Raw genomic sequence first — 18,759 nt, forward strand, 5'->3', positions numbered from 1 at the left:
ACCCCCCGCACGCAGGCGGTGCACCGCGCCGCCAAATGGAGATGGCAGCACATGCACAGTCACAGTAGCCACAGCACCAACTCGCATCGCACCGCGGAGGCCGGGCCATGAGCCGCGCCCTGCAACCGGGCGCCGCGCCCGCAGGATGGGTACTGGGCGACACCGAGTTCGGCCTGTTCCAGCACTGGATACACCGGGTGGCCGGCATCACCATGGGCCCGGCCAAGAAGGCGCTGGTGGCCGGTCGGCTGGCACGACGTGTGTCCCAGCATGGCTTGGGGAGCTTCGAGGCCTACTTCGAGCTGCTTCAGCGCGATCCTCAGGAACACCAGTTGGCAGTCGACCTGCTGACCACCAACGAGACCCACTTCTTTCGCGAGCCGCGGCATTTCGAGCTGATGCGCGGCACGGTGCTGCCCCAGCACCCGGCAGGCCGCCCGCTGCGCGTGTGGAGCGCCGCCTGCTCTACAGGGCAGGAACCCTACAGCCTGGCCATGCTGATGGCCCATGTGCTGGGCGCCGCGCCCTGGGAGGTGCTCGGCACCGACTTGTCGACCCGTGTGCTGGAACGGGCCCGCCAGGGCTTGTACGACACGGCACTGGCACGCGAGATACCTGAGCCCTTTCTGCGCGCGTTCTGCTTCAAAGGTGTAGGGGCACAGCACGGGCGCTTTCTGATTGCCCCCGAACTGCGGCGCCGGGTCCGCTTCGAGCAGGTCAACCTCAACGAGGCCTTGCCCGACTTGGGCGAGTTCGACGTGATCTTCCTGCGCAACGTGATGATCTACTTCAACGATGTCACCAAGCGTGGCGTGATCGAACGCCTGCTGCGTGCACTGCGGCCCCGGGGCTGGCTGGTGGTCGGTCATTCGGAAAGCCTCAACGGGATCAGCCCGCTGCTGCAGGCGCATTCGCCGTCGGTCTATCGCAAGCACGCATGACCGCCACGCAATGGACCCCGAGGCCAGAGAAGATGGTCATGCCCGGCGAGGTCTGGTTCGGCCAGGGCGCGCAACGGGTCGGCACCCTGCTGGGTTCATGCGTGGCTATCACGCTGTGGCATCCCAAAGCCAAGGCGGGCGGGCTGTGCCATTACATGCTGCCCGAACGAGGCCCGGCCGCTCGCGGCCTGGAGCGGCGCGTGCTCGATGGCCGATACGGGGACGAAGCCCTGGCCCTGCTGCTGGCCGCAGCCCGGCGCGCTGGCTGCATGCCGACCGAGTGTGAGGTCAAGCTGTTTGGAGGCGGACGCATGTTCGCCAGCACGGCGGGCGGCGGCGAGACGCTGCAGGTGCACCTGCGCAATGTCGAGCAGGCCCACCGGCTGGTGCGCCACCACGGGCTGCGCGTGGTGGCGCAGCACCTGGGTGGACAGGGGTATCGGCAACTGCGGCTCGACCTGAGCAGCGGCGATGTCTGGGTGCGGTTCTCGCCTTGCGAGGGATTCGACGAAGGCGTGGCGACAACAGGAGTACAGGCATGAAGCAAATACGCGTGATGGTGGTGGACGACTCGGCAACAGTGCGCAAGGTGCTCACCCAGGTGCTGTCGGCGGTGCCGGACATCCAGGTGATCGCCACAGCGCCTGATCCGCTGTTCGCGCTCGACAAGATGAAGCGTGACTGGCCCGACGTGCTGGTGCTTGACGTGGAAATGCCGCGCATGGACGGCATCACCTTCTTGCGCCGCATCATGGCCGAACGGCCCACGCCGGTGGTGATCTGCTCCACGCTCACCGAAGCCGGAGCGCAGACCACCTTGCAGGCACTGGCAGCCGGCGCCGCTGGCATCGTGACCAAGCCCCGAAGCGATGTGAGCGGCTATCTGGTCGATGCCTCTGATGACGTGATCTCGGCCGTCCGAGCGGCCAGCCGAGTCAACCTGAGCCGATTGCGCAGCACGCCAGCACGCACGCCCCTGAAGCCCCTTCACTCGGCCGCGGTACCTGCCCTGGCCGCCCGCCCGTTGCTGGGGCCCAACCTGCAAGATGCCCTGCATGAAACCACCGACCGCGTGGTGGCCATCGGTACCTCTACGGGTGGAACCCAGGCCCTGGAAGAGATTCTGGTCGCACTGCCTCCGACTGCGCCTGGTATCGTGGTGGTGCAGCACATGCCCGAGAAGTTCACAGCGGCCTTTGCCGCCCGGCTCAACAGCCTGTGCGCCGTCGAGGTGCGCGAGGCACGGCCCGGTGACCGGGTACTGAATGGGCGGGTGTTGATCGCGCCGGGGCGTCAGCACATGCAACTGCGCCGTAGCGGCGCCCAATACCACGTGGATGTGGCGCCCGGCCCGCCAGTGAACCGCCATTGCCCCAGCGTGGACGTGCTGTTTCGCTCGGTAGCCGCAGTAGCGCGTAACAACGCCCTGGGCATGATCCTCACCGGCATGGGCGACGATGGGGCGCGCGGCCTGCTGCAGATGCGTGAGGCCAAGGCTGACACCATCGCCCAAGACGAGGCCAGCTGCGTGGTCTATGGTATGCCGCGAGAAGCAGTGCAGTTGGGCGCGGCACGGCGTGTACTGGGGCTGGAGGCCATGGCGAGCGCGATCATCGAGTTTGGGCGCAGGCACTGACCCCACTGGGGATACCGTTGCCCTACGGGCTTCAGACGACTGAGCGGTCGCCCTGCGCCACCCCTAACAAGTCAAATATCACATGGCAGCCAGCACCCGCGCCACCAGGCCCTGCACCGACCCATCGTGCACAAAGCCTGCGGCTTCGGCCAGCGGCGTGAGCAGCGGCGGCTGGCGGCCGAACAGGGCTTCGATGCGGCTGTCGGGGCGGTGCTGGATCAGCGCAGCGGCCGGGCGTCCCAGGTGCTGGGCGGTGGCCTCGATGACGCTGGCCACCGGCAGGCACAGCACCGGCAGTTGCCAGCAGCGCGAGGCCGGCATGGCCGAGGCGCTGAGGCTGGCCGCGTGCAGCAGGTTGTCGAGGCAGCCATCGAGCGACATCCACCAGGCGCTGGCCTCGGGTGACACGGGGCACTCGTAGGGGCGGCCTTCGCGCAGGGCATGGAAGATCTGGCTCATGAAGGCCGAGCCATGACCGCTCTCGGTGGCCGGGCGGGCCACGATGCCGGGCAGACGCAGGCTGCAGCCGTCCAGCTCGCCACGGCGGCTGAAGTCGGCCAGCAGAAGCTCACTCATCCACTTGTGGGCGCCGTAGCTGAGCTCGGGCTGGGGCAGTTGCTGCTCGGTGACGGGCTCGGGCCCGAGGGCGCCGTAGACGGCCACCGAGCTGGCCAGCACCACGCGGGGTGGCGAGGTACGCCCCTGGCGCCCCTGACGTGTCAGGCCGGCCAGGTGCTCCAGCAGCTGCACGGTGGCCAGCAGGTTGGCCTGGATACCGGCCTCGGGCTCGCGCTCGGCCAGGGCGCCGGGCATGCTGGCCAGGTGGAACACCTGTTGCGGCGGGTCGTCCGACAAATGCTGAAGCAAGGCCGGATCGGCAAAGCTGCCGGTGTAGTGGCGATGCTGGGGCCCCGGCGGGCCTTGGCGAAAATGCCGGTCAACCAAGGTGAGGCGTATGTCACCCTGCCCGGCCCCGCCCTGCACCACCCCGCCCTGCCCTGCCCCTGTGGGCGGCCCCTGCAACAGGCGTCGCACCAGCGCCGCGCCCACAAAGCCGTCCGCCCCGGTGATCAGCACATGCATCAGGCGGCTCCTGCGGCGTGGGCCGCGCGGCCGGCCAGGCTGCGCGCGATGCCGGCGTCGTAGTGCCCATCGACCAGCACGAACAACATGCGGCACGGCCGGCCCGAGCGGTTGGCCCAGGCGTGGTTGGTGCCGCGCTGCACCACCACGCTGCCCGGGCGCAGCAGCACCTCGGAGTCGTCCAGCACCAGGGTCATCTCGCCTTCGATGACCACGCCGTAGTCCACCGATTCGGTGCGGTGCATCAGGGGGTGGGGCGAATCGGCGGCCACGGTGGAGGCGGCGGCGTCGCCGATCTGGGTGAAGGCCTCTTTCATGCGGCCGGCCCCGGTGGCCAGGTAGTCGGCGGTGTCGGGCGGGATGTCGACAAAGCGCATGCGCGTGCCCTGGGCCGGCGGCGGCAGGCGCAGGGCGCCCAGGGTGGGATCGGCGCCGTTGTCCACGCGGGCGGGGCTGGCGTCGGTGCTCCAGACCTCATGGAAGACGGTGCCCGGAATGGCCTCGATGGCCACCACGGTGGGCAGCGGGCCCTGGCTGCTGATGATGGCCCGACCCTGGTCGTCGTGGCCGGTGACCACGCGGTGGATGGGCGGGAAAGAGGGGGTGGTGCTCATGGTGTGCAGACGCTGGGTTCGTGTGGAGGGTTTTTGCGGAAGCTTCGTTCGGATGGAAAGAGGCGGATCAGACCGGGTCGAAGATGGCCACGGCCCGGGTCCAGCCGGCCGAGGCGCCGCGGATCTTGTGCGGAAAGCAGCTGATGGTGAAGCCGTGCGGGGGCAGCACCTCCAGCTGGTGCAGCTTCTCGAGGTGGCAGTAGCCGATGTCGCGCCCGGCCTTGTGGCCTTCCCAGATCAGGGCCTTGTTGCCGGTCTCTGCGATGCGCTGGGCGGTGTACGAAAAGGGGGCGTCCCAGCTCCAGGCGTCGGTGCCGGTGAGGCGCACGCCGCGCTCGAGCAGGTACATGGTGGCCTCGTAGCCCATGCCACAGCCGGCGTTCAGGTAGTCGCTGTGGCCGTAGCGCTCGCCCGCGCGGGTGTTGACCAGCACGATGTCGAGCGGCTGCAGGCTGTAGCCGATGCGGGCCAGTTCGGCCTCGACATCGGCGGCGGTGGCCACGTAGCCGTCGGGGAAATGCCGGAAGTCGAGCTTCACACCGGGCTGGAAACACCACTCCAGCGGCACCTGGTCGATGGTGATGGCGGGCCGGGCCTCGCCCAGGCGGGCGTCCATGGTGGCGTGGAAGTGGTAGGGCGCGTCCAGGTGGGTGCCGTTGTGGGTGGTGAGGGTGACCCACTCGGCTGCGGCGGCCTGGCCGTCGGGGTAGTCCGCCGGCACGGTGCCCGGCAGCATATGCATGAACTCGGGCAGGGTGTCGGCGTGGGTCTGGTAGGTGATGCGCGGCGCCAGCGGCGGTGGGTCGGACAGCACATCGTTTTCGAGGTAGATCGACAGGTCGACCAGGCGGCGGGTGGGTTTGGTACTCATGGGGTGCTTGGCTAAGACTTGAAGGGAGGCGCGCTCAGACAGGCTGCGCTGGATGGGCTGGCGTGCGCTGGCGAGCCTGTGAGAAGCAGGCCACGGCACAGGCCGCCGTGAGCACGGCCGCCACGGCCAGGCTTTCGTAGCCGGCCCACTTGACCAGGGTGCCGCCCAGCACGGGGCCCAGGGCGGCGCCGGCCATCATCATGGCCGGGGTGGCGGCCAGGGCCCGGCCGCTGGGGTCGAGCCGGGCCAGCAGGCCGAAGGCAAAGGTGTGGGTGAAGATCATCACCGCGGCAAACACCGAGGCGGCGGCGGCATAGGGGGCAAACTGCTGGCTTTGGGTGATCACCAGCACCAGCACGGCCTGGGCCAGCGGGCCGCACAGCACCACGCGCTCGGCCGGCCAGCGCCGTTGCAGCAGCGCGGCCAGGCCGGCGGGCAGCAGGTTGACCAGGCCCAGCGCCACCAGCACCGCATTGACGGCCTGCAGGCCAAAGCCCCGGTCCATGCCGATGCGCTCCAGAAAGCTGAACATCATGGCCTGCACTACCGCCATGCAGCTGACCCCCAAGGCCCCCAGCCAGACGGCTCGGCCCAGGGCCACACGGGGGGCTGCGGCCTGGGTGCCCTGCCCTGCCACCGGCAGCGGGCCCCGCACGAGCTGCGGGAACGCCAGCCCGGTGGCCACACAGGCCACGGCCATGACGCCGGCAAACACCTGGAACAGCAGAGCCCCGCCCAGCTGGGCCAACAGGGGTGGCACCGCCGCAAAGAACAGCACGGCAAACACCCCCAGCGCGATGCCGACAAAGGCAAACAGCCGGTGCGGGTTGGCGCTGCGCGCAATGGTGCCGTGGGTGCAGCTGAGGGCGGCGGCCGAGGTGACGCCGGCCAGGACGTGCAGCACGGCCATGGTGGCATAGTCGGTGGTCTGCGACACGCCGGCAAAGGCCAGCGCGGCCAGGCCAAAACCCAGCGCGGCCACCAGCCGCCCGGGCAGGCGGTGCAGGCGCGGCGCCACGGCCAGGCTGCTGAACACCGCCCCCACCAGGAACAGGGTGGCCAGGCCCCCGGCCTGCTGCGGGTCCAGGTGGTAGGCCGAGACCAGGGTGCCCACCCAGACCGGCAGGGCCACCAAGTCGAGCATACCGGCGCAGTGCGCCAGCATCAGCGCCAGCCGGGCCGGCCAGCGCTCGGTGTCGGCCCGTTCTGCAAAAGCGGAAGCAGGAACAGAAGCCGCGGCGGTGGCCGCAGCCGGCGGGCGCGCGGTGGACACCGGCTGGCTCATACGGGCTCCGCCAGGCTCATCAGCGAGGCGCGCATGATGCGCGCGTGTTCGGCCTTGTCGCCGCCCGTGATCTCGATCTCGCCCAGGCGGCCCGAGTTCTCGACCACCATGCGGCAGCGCTCCCAGCGCCGGTTCTCAAAGCGTTGCAGGGCGGCGTCCAAGCCGTCGCCGGGCTCCAGCTCCTGGGCCAGCACCAGGGCGTCTTCGATGCCGATGCAGGCGCCCGAGGCCAGGTGCGGCGTGGTGGCGTGCACGGTGTCGCCGATCAGCACCACCCGGCCCTGGTGCCAGGGGCGCGGCATGAGCAGGCCTTCGAGGGGGCGGAACACGATCTGCGACTCGGGCGTCAGCAGGCTGCGCAGCTGCTGCACCTGGGGGGCGCTGAAGGGGGCCAGCAAGGCGTCGAGCAGGCGATAAAAGTCGGCCGGCGGCACGTGGGTGTTGTGCTCGCGGTCTTCGGTCAGGAACAGGTACATCTCGGTCTTGGAGACCGGGTTGACGCCCACCTTGATCTTGGGGCCCACCCACATCATGGCGTGGTCCACGCTGTCGGGGCGGGGCAGCACGGCGCGCCACACGGCCTGGCCGCTGTAGCGCGGGGTCGGGGCCTGCGGGAACACGGCCTGCCGCACCTTGGAGTACAGGCCGTCGGCACCGATGACCAGGTCGTAGCGGCGCTGGCTGCCGTCGGTGAAGCGCACGTCGACGCCTTCGGCGTCCTGGCGGATCTCGGTGAAGGTGCTGCCCAGAAACACCTGGGTGCCCGAGGCCCGGGTGGCCTCGGCCAGCAGGCGCGCCAGCACGGGGCGCATGATGGCGCCGCCGCCCGGCACATCGGCCCCGGCGATGCGGGGCGTGGGCAGCAGGGCCAGCGTGGCACCGTTGGGGGCCAGCAGCTCGACACCATCCGAGGCATGGCCGACTTGCAGGAAGGGGTCCAGGATGCCCAGTTGCCGGAAGGCCCGCAGGGTGGCGCCACCCAGGCTGATGCCCGCGCCATAGGAGCGCCAGCCGGGGTCGATCTCGACCAGGTCAACCTGCTGGCCGCGTTTGCGCAGCTCGATGGCGGCCGCCATGCCGGAAAAGCCGCCGCCGATGATCAGGATCTTGTGTTGCTGGGACGATGGTTGTGGGTGGGATGGGCTCATGGGATGTCTCCGTTTTTTGAAATCAGTTGGTGGCGATGCAGGCTCAGCTCGCCCTGGGGGCTTTGCTCGATGGCCAGCCGCGCCAGGGCCTGCCCCAGGCAGGGGCCCAGGGTGCATTGCCCGGTGGCGATGTCGAACTGTGCGCCATGCGCGTGGCAGACGATGCTGTCGCCGGCCGCGTTGAGGTAGGCGTCTTTGCGCCAGGCCATGGGCGTGCCGCCGTGGTGGGGGCAGGCATCGCGGTAGGCATGGACCTGGCCCTGGCGGCGCACCAGCAGCACCGAGTCCTGCCCCTGCTGCAGGGGGTCGAAGCCACGCGAGCTGCCCTCGGGCAGATCGTCCAGGTGGCACAGGCGGATCCAGGGTGACACGGTGGCGCTCGCCTCAGTGTTCTGCCTGAGCGGAGTGAGCGGCCTGAGCTGCGCCGGGCGGCGGGCCGGAGGGGGCCCATTTCTCGCGGTGCTGGAACAGGAACAGCTGCGAGGCGTCGGCGCCCATGGGGGTCTCGCGGGCCTGCCATTGGTCGTCGTGCAGGTCCATGTCGGCGTCGTACTCGACATGGCAGCCCAGGGGGCTGTTGAAGTACCAGAACCAGTTGGAGCCGAAGCGGTGCCGCCCCGGGCCCCAGAACGACTGGTAGCCCTGGTTGACGAAGCGCGTGCCGGCCTGCATCAGCTCGGACGGGCCGCCCAGGTGGAAGGTGAAGTGTTCCACCCCCTTCATGAACGGGGGGGTCTGGATCAGGAACAGGGTGTGGTGGTCCAGCGTGCCGGCGGGGCGCAGAAAGGGGCCCACGCCGGTGAAGCGGTCGGTGCAGCGAAAGCCCAGGCGCTGCACATAGAAGGCCTCAGCCCGGGCCGCATCGGGCACAAAGTACACCACGTGCGACAGGGTGCGCGGGCGGATGGCGGTGTCGTCGCTGGCCGCCACCTGGTTGGCCGGGCGCTGTGCCGGCGCACCGGGCGCGTTGACGGTTTCGGCCGGCAGGCCGATGGGGCGGCGCACGCTGAGCTGGAAGCCCAGGGCAAAGCCCATGTCGTCCTGGGTTTCGAGCGAGCCGTCGGGCAGACGGCGCACCTCGCGGTCGCGGCCCAGTTCAGCGGCAATGGCGTCCAGGGTGGCGGCATCGGCCACGCCGTAGACGGTCTTGCGCAGCTGGCTGGCCGTGCCCAGGGGGGCGGGCAAGTTGGGGTCGTCACGGCGGGCCAGCACGATGGCCGTGCCGTCCAGGGCTTCAAAGCGGCCGCCATCGGCGTTCAGCCCGACCGGCTGCAGGCCGTAGTCAGTGAGGTAGCGGCTGCAGGCGGCGAGGTCGTCCACGCCAAAGACCAGGGCATCGGGTCCGATGATGTTCATGCAATGTCTCCAGAAAAGGGGGCGGTTGAATCAGAGGGGGGTGCCCTGCGCGGTGCGCCCGCCCAGGGTTTCGGCCACCCAGTCGGCGATGTAGGCGCCGGCGTTGGCCGAGTTGTCGAAGCTCGAGTGCTGCACGCCGCCTTCGCGGTCGGTGAAGACCTTGAGCTCGCGTTGGGGGCTGTTCACCAGCTGCTCGTAGGTGCGGTGGGCCCAGTGCAGCGGGATCTGCGAATCCTTCTCGCCATGGGTGACCAGGAAGGGCACGCGGATGCGGTCGAGCACGCCGTCCAGGTGCACGTTCTCGGCGATGCGCATGAAGTCGTCCTGGTCCTTGGCGCCCCAGACCCAGCGCACATGCTCCCAGTAGTGGGGCACGGGCAGGCTGCCCTCGCGGGCCAGGCGCTTTTTCTGCACGTCGCGCCAGTCGTGGTTGGCGCCCCACACCACGCCGCAGGCAAAGCGCGGCTCGAAGGCCACCGCACGCGGGCAGTAGTAGCCGCCCAGCGACACGCCTTCGAGGCCGATGCGCCGGGGATCGATGTCGCTGCGGGTTTCCAGCCAGTCCACCACGCGGCTGGCCCAGTGCTCGCTGTCGTAGCGGGCGGTGAGGCCCTGCAGGCGCAAGGCCTCGCCGGTGCCGGGCTGGTCGATGATCAGCGAGGCCACGCCGCGTTGCGCCAGCCAGGCCGGCAGGCCCACGCGGTATTTCATCTCCTTGGTCGAGTCCAGACCGTTGACCTGGACCAGGATGGGCGCCGGCCCGGTGACGCCGTGGGCGCGCACGAACAGGCCCGACAGGTGCTGGCCCTCGTAGGGGATGCGCACGAACTCGCAGTTCTCGCCGGTCAGCTCGACGCCGCGGCGGAAAGTCTGCAGAAACTGATGGTACAGGGCCAGCCGACCCTCGCTGCCGTGCGCCAGCAGGCGCTCGGCCGTGATCAGGTAGGTGGCGGCGCGGTTGAGCTTGTCGCCGGCCGAGATCAGCCGGCCACGGGCCTCGTCTTCGGCGGCCAGTTCGCTGAGCTGGTTGGCCATGCGCACCCAGGTCTCGCGAAAGGCGGCGGTGCCGGCCGCGTCGGGTTGCTTGGCGGCCTCGGTCAGGGGCGCGCACATGGCCTGGATCTCACCCATGCGGGCGCCCATCTCGATGGCCAGGTTGATGGACAGATCCCAGACGTAGTTGGTGGGGAAGAAACGAAACATGCAAGGTCCTCTTCAAAAATGCGGTGGGTGAGCTACCGGGCTCAGTGCGCGCCGGGCCCGATGCCCAGGCTGGCAAAGAAGCGGCGGGTGGGCTCGTCGGCAAAGTCGGGCACGAAGCGGAAGGCCACGATGCGGCCCTGGCGCACGCGCACCTCGTCGGTGCCCAGCGCCCGCTCCACCCCGGCGCGGCGGGTCAGGGCGCTGCGCAGCTCCAGCGTGGCGCGCACGGTGTCGCCCTGGACCTGGGTGCGCAGCAGGGTGATCTCGCCGGCCTGGCTGAGCACGGTGGCGTCGATGTACAGCGACAGGCACTGCTTGTTGCTCATCTCGGGGCGGCAGGCCGGGAAGTCGGAGCGCTCGACGTCGTCGGCGATCAGCGCCTCGACGGCCGCCTTGTCATGCGCCTTGACGGCGGCCAGGTACTGCTGGAACACCTGGTCGGGGGCGGTCTGGGCATGGGCAGCCACGGCAAGGCCGCTCATCAGGGCGGCGGCGAGCGCCGCGCGCAGGGGGTGGCGGCCGAAGAGCAGGTTGATCAGCTTCATAGGGTCCTTCTTTCGGGTTCAGGTGGTTTCACGCCAGGTCAGGCGGTTTGGGGCGGATTCGCGGCCGGGCCCGTGCCGGGTGTGCCGGGTGTGCCGGGTGTGCCGGATGCGGCGGGGCGCAGCAGAAAGTGGGCAAGTGCGGGCAGCAGCACCAGGGCGCCGAGCATGTTCCAGAGGAACATGAAGGCCAGCAGCAGGCCCATGTCGGCCTGGAACTTGATGGGGCTGAACACCCAGGTGACCACCCCGATGGCCAGGGTGACGCCGGTCAGCATGACCACCTTGCCGGTGAACAGCAGGGCCTGGTAATAGGCCTGCGACAGCGTGGCACCGGCACGCAGCCGGGCCAGGGTGATGCTGAGGATGTACAGCGCGTAGTCCACCCCGATGCCCACGCCCAGGGCGATCACGGGCAGGGTAGCCACTTTCACGCCCATGCCCAGCCCCACCATCAGGGCCTCGGCCAGCACCGAGGTCAGCATCAGGGGCAGCACGGCCACCAGCACGGCGCGCCAGGAGCGGAAGGTGATGAAGCACAGCAGCACCACCGCGGCATAGACCATGAGCAGCATGTCGTGCCAGGCGCTCTTGACCACGATGTTGGTGGCGGCCTCGATGCCGGCCGAACCTGCGGCCAGCAGAAACTCGCCCTGCGGGCCGTTGTTGTCGCGGGCGAAGGCCTCGACCTGGGCCACCACGCGGTTCAAGGTGTCGGCCTTGTGGTCGCGCAGGTACACATACACCGTGAGCAGGCTGCAGGCATCGTTGTAGAGGCCGCGTGGCGCGCCTGCGGTGACGGTGTTGAGCATGTCCTGGTTGGGCAGGAACTCATACCACTTGGGGCTGCCCTCGTTGAGGCCGGACAGCACGCGGCGGTTCAGCAGCGACAAGGTGTTGGTGGCTTCCACACCCTCGATCTGGCGCAGCTGCCACTCCAGCGCGTCCACCCGGTTGAGCACGGCGTAGTTGGCACACTGGCCCTCGGGGGTTTTGACCATCACGGCCAGCACATCGCTGGAGGCACCGTAGGCGGCGTTGACGTAGGCCACGTCGCGGTTGTAGCGGCTGTCGGCGCGCAGCTCGGGGGCGCCGGGGTCCAGGTCGCCGATCTGCAGCCGGGTGCTCCACTGGTAACCGACCGCGGCCAGGGCGGCGGCCACGGCCAGGGCCGCGAGGGCCCAGCGGCGCTGGGTGAAGCGGTCCAGCAGGGCCCAGGCCGGGTGGCGGGCGGCCCCGGCGGCATCGGCCAGCTCGCTGCGCAGGCTGCGCTCGGCTGCGGCCTGGCTGACGCCGGTGTAGCTGAGCAGAATGGGCAGCAGGATCAGGTTGGTGAAGATCAGCATGGCCACGCCCAGCGAGGCGGCGATGGCCAGCTCACGGATCACCTGGATGTCGATGACCAGCAGCACGGCAAAGCCCACGGCGTCGGCCAGCAAGGCGGTGAGGCCGGCGAGGAACAGCCTGCGGAAGGTGAAGCGGGCGGCCACCAGCGGGGGGATGCCGCGCCCGATGTCCTGCATGATGCCGTTCATCTTCTGGGCGCCATGGCTCATGCCGATGGCGAACACCAGAAAGGGCACCAGGATGGAGTACGGATCCAGCGCATAGCCCAGGGTGGGCAGCAGGCCCAGTTGCCACACCACGGCCACCAGCGAGGCCAGCACCACCAGGGCGGTGGAGCGCACGCAGCGGGTGAAGCCATACACCATGCCGGCAGCAATGAGCACGGCCAGGGCGAAGAAGACCAGCACCATGCGCACCCCGGCAATGAGGTCGCCGACGATCTTGGCAAAGCCCGTGATGTGCAGCGTGACGCCACGGCCCTCGTACTTGGTGCGCAAGGCCTCCAGGCGCTCGGAGAGCGCGGTGTAGTCCAGGCGCCGGCCGTCGGGGTCGCGCTCCAGCAGGGGCACGTACAAGGCGGTGGAGCGGCCATCGAGCGCCACCACCTGGCCCTGCTCGCCCGAGCGGGCGATGTTGGCCGCCAGCTGCTGCAGGCTGGCGGGCGAGCCGTCGTAGCCATCTGGGATCACGGGGCCGCCTTCCAGCCCGTCTTCGGTCACGCCGACCCAGCGGGTGCTGGGGGTCCAGAGTGACTTCATCTGGGTGCGGGCCACGCCGGGGATCAGGAACACCTCGTCGCTGATCTGGCGCAGGGTCTCCAGGTAGGCGGGGTCGTACAGGCTGCTGCCGCGCTCGTTGGCCACGACGATGCGCACCGCATTGCCCAGGCCGCTGAGCTCACCCTGGTGCTGCAGGTAGTTCTGGACATAGGGGTGGCTGGCGGGAATGGTCTTTTCGAAGCTGGCGTTGAGCTGCAGGCGCGTGGCCTGCCAGCCCAGCACCACGGTGGCCAGCGCACAGAGCAGGACCACCCACAGGCGGTTGTTGAACAGCAGGCGCTCGATGGCCGAGCCCGAGCGGGCATCGAAATCGGCCTGGGCCGGCGGGCTGGCCTGAGACAGGGAAGGGGCGATGGCGCTCATGGCTGGGATCCGGCAGAGGGGGAGGACGTGGCGCGGGCGGTGGCCACGGAGGCCGTCGCAGCTGGGGTCGAAGGCGCGGTTGAAGGTTGGGTCACAGGCTGGTTGGCAGGCTGCTGGTTGGCAGGCTGCTTGGCAGGTTCACTGGCGGGCCTCGGCAAAGGCGCCCCATCAGGCGCCAGCAGTTGGGCCCCCTGAAAGCCGAGCGTGAGCCAGCGGCCGCCGGCCAGGGGCAGCACGGCACTCAGCGGGGCCAGGGGCTTGGCGTTGACGGGCTGCAGGGCCCCGTTGCGCTGCTGCAGCAGCAGGCCGGCCTGGTTGACCCACCCCAGTTGGCCGCCAGCGCCCTGGGCCGAGCCGGTGATGCTGGCGTGCACCGGGTTGGCGATGGGCTGCCAGTGCTGGCCGGCATCGCGGGTGTGCCAGATCTGGCCGCGCAGGCCGGCCACCACGAACTCGGTGGGGCTCAGCATCTCGGCCGTGAAGAAGCTGCCGGCGTAGGGGCTGGGCAGGCGCTGGAAATGCGCGCCCTCGTCACTGGAGTACAGCAACAGGCCTTGTTCACCGGCGAGCAGGATGGCGCCGCCCTGGTGGCGCACGGCGTACAGGTGCAGGCCCTTGGGGTTGTCCAGCCGGGCCGACCAGGGTGCCCAGTGCTGGCCACCGTCTTCGCTGGCCATGGCCAGGCCATAGGCGCCCACGGCAAGCGCCCGGCGCGACGACAGCAGGGCCACGTCGAGCAGGGGCTTGTCGGCACCGTCCTGGACCAGGCGCTCGGCCTGGTCCAGCGACATGGGTTGCGTGCCGGGCTGCGGTCGGCTCTGTTGGCTGGCCCGGGCTTCATCGAGCAGGGCCTGGGCGATCTGGCGGCCGTTGAGGCGCTGCTGCCAGCTCTGGCCGCCGTCGTCGGTGCTCAGCACCACGCCGGCATGGCCCACGGCGATGCCGTGGCGCTCGTCGGCAAAGCGCACGGCCGTCAGGGTGACGCTGACCGGCACCTGGGCCTGGCGCCAGCTGCGGGCCGGGTCGGCGCTGAGCAGCACCAGCCCGCGCTCGCCCACGGCCACGGTGGTCGGGCCGGCCTGGGCCGCCGCCAGCAGCACCGAGGCGGGCCCCAGGCGGGTGGTGAGCGCGGGGCGGTCCAGGCTGTCGCCCACCGGAGCGGCCTGGGCCTGGCCGAACAGGCCCGACAGCAGGGCCCCGAACAGCAGGGCGACGGCACGGGATGGACGCCGGCCCTCCAGGGCGGTCGGGGCGTCAGCTTGCGCGTTCATGGCTTGTCTCTTTGTGCAGATGCGGGCCGCGGGCCGGGCACAGCGTGCCCGCCGCAGACCTGGGAAGGTGTGGGATGGTGGGTTGGCGCACGGGCGTGTTCAGCGGATGCCCTCACCGGCCATGGCGTCGGGGGTGAACACGGTGTCGGGCAGGCGCGGCTTGATGGCGTACTGCACCGGCTTGCTGTTGTAGAGGTTGGCCACGTAGGCCTGGCCGGTGAGCAGATCGTTCACGCCCATGGCGCCGATCACCGTGCCCGGCAGGTCGGGGGCCACGAAGGTCTGCGACCACAGGGTGCGCCAGAGCTGCCCATTGGCATCCCAGCGGTCACCCAGCACGCAGTTCCAGGTGTCCTCATCACAGTAGTAGCGGCTGCGCACCGCCTGATGGCGCTGGCCCTGGCGCAGCTTGGCCTCGATCACCCAGACGCGGTGCAGCTCCCAGCGCACGTGCTCGGGGTTGAGGTGGTGGGCGCCCAGCACTTCGGCGTCGGTCTTGGGCTGCAGCAGCTTGTTGCCGTTGTAGGGGATGACCATCTCCTGCTTGCCGACCAGGGTCCAGTCGAAGCGGTCGATGCGGCCAGCCCAGGTCTCCAGCTCGTCAAAGCTCATCACACCGGCAGTGGCGGGCGCCGGGGTGTCGCAGCAGGGGTTGGGCAGCTTGCGCACGCGACGCTGGCCGGTGAGGTAAACCCAGGCCTGGTCTTTGCTGCCGTCCACCTGGTTGCGGCCCACGATGGCCTCGCCGGCGCGGATGGGCGGGCCGGTGTTGATGAGGCGGATCAGCCAGAACTCGTTCTTCTTGGCGAACTGCTCGGGGCTGCCGTCTTCAAAGTAATAGGGCATCTGCTGGTCGGCCTGGCCCTCGGTGGTCAGCACCGCCTTGCCGTCGGCGGTGAGCTGGTACTGGGTGGCCTGCCACTGCCAGGTGGTGCCACGCCAGCGCAGGCTGTGGTTGCTGATGGCCTCGGCACCGCTCTTGGGGATGGGGAAGGGGATGCCGCCGTAGGCGCCTTCGATCACGTCGTTGTTGAGCCGGGCGCGGGTGGCGTTCTTGAAGGTGTTGTCATACACCCACTGCGGGGCGGCGGCCGTGCGGTGGCTGGGGTACACATCGACCCGGAAGCTGTCGGGGTACTTCTTGAGCATGGCCCGGGTGCCGTCGCTGAGTTTGGCGGCGTACTGATCTGCGTTCTTGGCGTTGATCGAGTACAGGGGCTTCTCGTCCTTGAAGGGGTCGCCGCGGCGGCCGCCGGGTTTGTCGCCGGGGATGGGCTGGGTGTGGCCCCCGGTCCAGGCCGGGATGCTGCCGTCGGCATTGCCGGCCTTCTGGCCCCCGAAGGGGGTCAACTCGGACTTGAGCTTCGCGGCCTCATCGGCACTCACCGCCGCCACTGCGGGCACCATCCCTGAAACCGCAGCAGCGGCGGTCAGCATCGAAATCAGCATTGTCTTGTTCACGCTTGTCTCCAGTCGAAATCAGAAGGTCCGGCGCACCGACAGCGAGACAAAGTCGCGGTCGCCCAGGGGGTTGCCGGTGGTGTAGGTGGCGCTGCCGCCGGTGAGCAGCGGGGTGTAGTTGACGAAGGGCGCAGCGCCCCCCAGGAAGCGGGTGTAGTTGAGCGCGAACTGCCATACCCCCTGGTAGGTTCCCTCCAGCCCCAGGGTGGCCGAGCCCGTGCCCTTGGGGCCCCAGGCCAGACCGGTGACCGAGGAGTTGCCGTCCAGCACATAGCGCAGGCCCACGGGCACGCTGAGGTCCAGGCCCGGCAGCACCTGGCGGTAGCTGGGGCTGAAGACCATCTGCAGCGCGGTGGCGTCACGGCTGCGCAGCGGATCGAGGTGGCCCTGGGGGTCGTTCTTGCTCAGCACGCGGTTCCAGGCGATTTCGCCCAGGAAGTTGGCCTCGCGGTACAGGAAGCTGGGGCCCAGCGAGCTGATCCACGACAGGTTGAGGTGGGCCGTCTTGCCCGTGGCCAGGGTGCCCGCGGGGGCCACATTGGCATAGACGATGTTGCTGTTGACCAGCGGCATGTTGGTGCGCAGCGAGGTCTCGACCGACACATTGGTGTTGCCCAGCGAGCGGCTGGCACTGGCGCCCACGGTTTTGACGGCATCCGGGAAGACGTAGTACCAGTTGCCCTGCCCGCCCGTCACATTGAGCTGCGAGTAGAGCTGGCCAGCCTTGTCGTGGTAGCGCGCGGCGTAGAAGCCGAGGTCGGTCTCTTCGAGGCGCCACTTGAGCTGGGCGCCGAACTGGCCGCTGTTGGGCGGGCGCACATCCGAGCCGGGCCGCAACACGCTGGTGCCGACCACTTCATTCAGCCCTGAGCCCCCCCAGGCGTTGTTGACGCTGCTGAAGTAGCTGCCGGCCGGCGCCATGCGATCGGCCTCCCAGCGGAACTGGTAGTAGCCACCGACAGACACATCGGACGACAGGGGCACCTGGGCCGAGACCTGGGGCACGGGGCGGATGATCTCCTTGAACTGGGCGTTGGGCGAGGACATCAGCTTCCAGATGTCGATCGGGCCCTGGGCGCGGGCAATGCCGTTGTCGCCGAAGAACAGGCTTTCGCCGTACTGCAGGGCATGGCGGCCCAGGCGGCCGGTGGCCTTGTTGCCGTTGTCCAGCGGCAGTGCGCCGAAGATGAAGGCGTCCAGCACCTCGGCCTTGCGGCCGGCCAGGTCGCGGGTGGCGCTGGAGAACTGGTTGTAGACGGCCTGGCCGTTGGCCACATCGGTGGCGGCGGTGCTGCCGCTGTAGGAGGCGTCGTACCAGGCCGCGGCACTGACGCGCAGGCCCAGGTCTTTGCGGTACACCACGTCGAGCTCGCTCAACAGATCCAGGCGCTTGGAGACGATGCCTTTGTTGCGGAAGTTGTCGTCACCGGCGTTGAAGTTCAGCGCCTGGGGGAAGGCCGAAGCGGCCACGCCCGGCACCAGTTGGCGGGTGCTGTTGACCAGGGCCGGGCTGGCGTCTTGCAGGCGGTATTGGGTGCTGGCTTTGACGGTGTTGTCGAAGCGGATCTTGAGGTCGTCGTTGCCGGTGTCCAGCTCCAAGGCGTGGACGCCTTGGGCCAGCAACATCGGCAGGGCCATCAAGGGCAGTCGGGAACGCAGTTGGAAGGGCCGTTGTAAAGGCAGTCGCGTCGATGCCGTGCGCAAGCGCAGGCGCTGAGGTCTGAGGTGCATCGTGTTTGTCTCCGTGGGTTTCAGGGGCCTTCTTGCTGAGGCTGTGACCGGCTTCACCGATCGCTGACACGAAGGTTACGAACACGAGACACATTCGTAAAATGGTTTCAATCCATCTAAGATATCGATCTCATGAATACCTAAGGGGTTAACACTGAGGTGCAGCCCCGGCCCCCACGATGCGTTTCAACAAACTGGACCTGAACCTGCTGGTGGCCCTGGACGCGATGCTGAGCACCTGCAGCATCAGCCGGGCCGCCGAACGCCAGCACCTGAGCCAATCGGCCATGAGCAATGCCCTGGCCCGGCTGCGCGAGTACTTCGACGACGATCTGCTGGTGCAGGTGGGACGGCGCATGGAGCTGACGCCGCGCGCCGAGGTGCTGAAGGAAGCGGTGCGCGATGTGCTGATGCGGGTGGACACCACCATCACGGCCCAGCCCGAGTTCGACCCCATGCGCTCGGAGCGCGAGTTCCGCATCTTTGTGTCGGACTACTCGCTGAGCACCCTGATGCCGCACCTGATGGTGCTGGCCCATGAGCAGGCCCGGCGGGTGCGTTTTCACCTGATGCCGCAGGTGGAACAGCCGCAGCGCGCGCTGGAACAGGGCGAGGCCGACCTGCTGGTGATTCCGAAAGAGTTCTGCTCGCCCGACCACCCGACCGACACCGTGTTTCTGGACGATTTTGTGTGCGCGGTGTGCAACCAGGGCCGCTTCCGCGACCGCGAGCTGACCTTGGACTCGTACCTGGCCGCGGGCCACGTGATCATGCAGCCGCCGGCGGGCGGGCAATCGCTGGAGTCCGATTTCATGCGGCGCCACGGGGTGGAACGGCGGGTGGAGGTGTCGACCTTCAGCTTCATGACCGCACCCCACCTGGTGGTGGGCACGGACCGCATCGCCACGCTGCACCGGCGCCTGGCCCTGCAGGCCAGCCGCCACCTGCCGATTCGGCTGCTGGCCCCTCCCCTGCCGATTCCGCCCATGGTACAGGTGATGCAATGGCACAAGCACCGCTCCAAGGACCCGGGCCTGCTGTGGCTGCGCCAGACCCTGCTGGCGGCGGCGGTCAGGATGGACCTGGGCCCAGGGATCTGAGCGCTCGCTCAGGACCTCCGCAGGCCAT

At 69.2% G+C, this 18,759-nt stretch carries 17 protein-coding genes; 4 read left to right on the forward strand and 13 right to left on the reverse strand.

Annotated features, from left to right (window positions below):
- Nucleotides 1-107: 107 nt before the first annotated feature.
- The 3 genes from F624_RS0126310 to F624_RS0126320 are packed head-to-tail and all read left to right on the forward strand — an operon-like array spanning nucleotide 108 to nucleotide 2,577.
- Entirely contained in the window at nucleotides 108-941 is an 834-nt protein-coding gene (locus tag F624_RS0126310; protein ID WP_019577374.1) for a CheR family methyltransferase, read from the forward strand.
- Nucleotides 938-1,483 (forward strand): chemotaxis protein CheD, encoded by a 546-nt coding sequence (locus tag F624_RS0126315; RefSeq protein WP_157443652.1) that lies wholly within the window; start codon nucleotides 938-940, stop codon nucleotides 1,481-1,483. The genes F624_RS0126310 and F624_RS0126315 overlap by 4 nt, the downstream gene beginning before the upstream one ends.
- A complete protein-coding gene (locus tag F624_RS0126320; protein WP_031256366.1) occupies nucleotides 1,480-2,577 on the forward strand; it encodes a protein-glutamate methylesterase/protein-glutamine glutaminase in 1,098 nt (365 codons plus the stop codon). Before F624_RS0126315 ends, F624_RS0126320 begins: the two co-directional genes overlap by 4 nt.
- 78 nt (nucleotides 2,578-2,655) lie before the next feature.
- Here the strand turns inward: F624_RS0126320 and F624_RS0126325 are convergent, their stop codons facing one another.
- From F624_RS0126325 to F624_RS0126385, 13 genes are all read right to left on the reverse strand, one after another.
- Nucleotides 2,656-3,660: an NAD-dependent epimerase/dehydratase family protein gene (locus F624_RS0126325; RefSeq protein WP_019577377.1), complete on the reverse strand. Its 1,005-nt coding sequence runs from the start codon at nucleotides 3,658-3,660 to the stop codon at nucleotides 2,656-2,658.
- Entirely contained in the window at nucleotides 3,660-4,274 is a 615-nt protein-coding gene (locus F624_RS0126330) for a cupin domain-containing protein (protein ID WP_019577378.1), read from the reverse strand. Before F624_RS0126330 ends, F624_RS0126325 begins: the two co-directional genes overlap by 1 nt.
- A 67-nt stretch (nucleotides 4,275-4,341) precedes the next feature.
- Entirely contained in the window at nucleotides 4,342-5,145 is an 804-nt protein-coding gene (locus F624_RS0126335; protein ID WP_019577379.1) for a cyclase family protein, read from the reverse strand.
- Between the two features lie 34 nt (nucleotides 5,146-5,179).
- Nucleotides 5,180-6,430, reverse strand: a complete 1,251-nt coding sequence (locus F624_RS0126340; protein ID WP_019577380.1) for an MFS transporter — start codon at nucleotides 6,428-6,430, stop codon at nucleotides 5,180-5,182.
- Nucleotides 6,427-7,578: an FAD-dependent oxidoreductase gene (locus tag F624_RS0126345; protein ID WP_019577381.1), complete on the reverse strand. Its 1,152-nt coding sequence runs from the start codon at nucleotides 7,576-7,578 to the stop codon at nucleotides 6,427-6,429. Before F624_RS0126345 ends, F624_RS0126340 begins: the two co-directional genes overlap by 4 nt.
- Complete coding sequence (locus F624_RS0126350; protein ID WP_019577382.1) at nucleotides 7,575-7,949, reverse strand: Rieske (2Fe-2S) protein; 375 nt, start codon at nucleotides 7,947-7,949, stop codon at nucleotides 7,575-7,577. Before F624_RS0126350 ends, F624_RS0126345 begins: the two co-directional genes overlap by 4 nt.
- 13 nt (nucleotides 7,950-7,962) lie before the next feature.
- A complete protein-coding gene (locus tag F624_RS0126355; RefSeq protein ID WP_019577383.1) occupies nucleotides 7,963-8,934 on the reverse strand; it encodes a VOC family protein in 972 nt (323 codons plus the stop codon).
- Between the two features lie 30 nt (nucleotides 8,935-8,964).
- Nucleotides 8,965-10,137 carry an alpha/beta hydrolase family protein gene (locus tag F624_RS0126360; protein ID WP_019577384.1) on the reverse strand — a complete coding sequence of 391 codons (1,173 nt, stop codon included), beginning with the start codon at nucleotides 10,135-10,137 and terminating at the stop codon, nucleotides 8,965-8,967.
- Between the two features lie 41 nt (nucleotides 10,138-10,178).
- Nucleotides 10,179-10,682: a nuclear transport factor 2 family protein gene (locus F624_RS0126365; RefSeq protein ID WP_019577385.1), complete on the reverse strand. Its 504-nt coding sequence runs from the start codon at nucleotides 10,680-10,682 to the stop codon at nucleotides 10,179-10,181.
- A 38-nt stretch (nucleotides 10,683-10,720) separates the two neighbouring features.
- On the reverse strand, nucleotides 10,721-13,168 hold the full coding sequence (locus F624_RS0126370; RefSeq protein WP_019577386.1) for an efflux RND transporter permease subunit: 2,448 nt from the start codon (nucleotides 13,166-13,168) through the stop codon (nucleotides 10,721-10,723).
- On the reverse strand, nucleotides 13,165-14,439 hold the full coding sequence (locus F624_RS0126375) for a WD40/YVTN/BNR-like repeat-containing protein (protein ID WP_019577387.1): 1,275 nt from the start codon (nucleotides 14,437-14,439) through the stop codon (nucleotides 13,165-13,167). Before F624_RS0126375 ends, F624_RS0126370 begins: the two co-directional genes overlap by 4 nt.
- Before the next feature lie 99 nt (nucleotides 14,440-14,538).
- The gene (locus tag F624_RS0126380; RefSeq protein ID WP_245573742.1) at nucleotides 14,539-15,900 is read right to left on the reverse strand and encodes a DUF1329 domain-containing protein; all 1,362 of its coding nucleotides are present in this window, start codon (nucleotides 15,898-15,900) and stop codon (nucleotides 14,539-14,541) included.
- A gap of 18 nt (nucleotides 15,901-15,918) precedes the next feature.
- Nucleotides 15,919-17,631 carry a DUF1302 domain-containing protein gene (locus F624_RS0126385; RefSeq protein WP_084679697.1) on the reverse strand — a complete coding sequence of 571 codons (1,713 nt, stop codon included), beginning with the start codon at nucleotides 17,629-17,631 and terminating at the stop codon, nucleotides 15,919-15,921.
- Between the two features lie 179 nt (nucleotides 17,632-17,810).
- On the opposite strand from F624_RS0126385, the gene F624_RS0126390 reads away from it, so the two are divergent.
- Entirely contained in the window at nucleotides 17,811-18,731 is a 921-nt protein-coding gene (locus tag F624_RS0126390; RefSeq protein WP_019577390.1) for a LysR family transcriptional regulator, read from the forward strand.
- Nucleotides 18,732-18,759: the final 28 nt, after the last annotated feature.

The sequence above is a fragment of the Curvibacter lanceolatus ATCC 14669 genome, from assembly GCF_000381265.1.
GTDB lineage: Bacteria > Pseudomonadota > Gammaproteobacteria > Burkholderiales > Burkholderiaceae_C > Curvibacter > Curvibacter lanceolatus.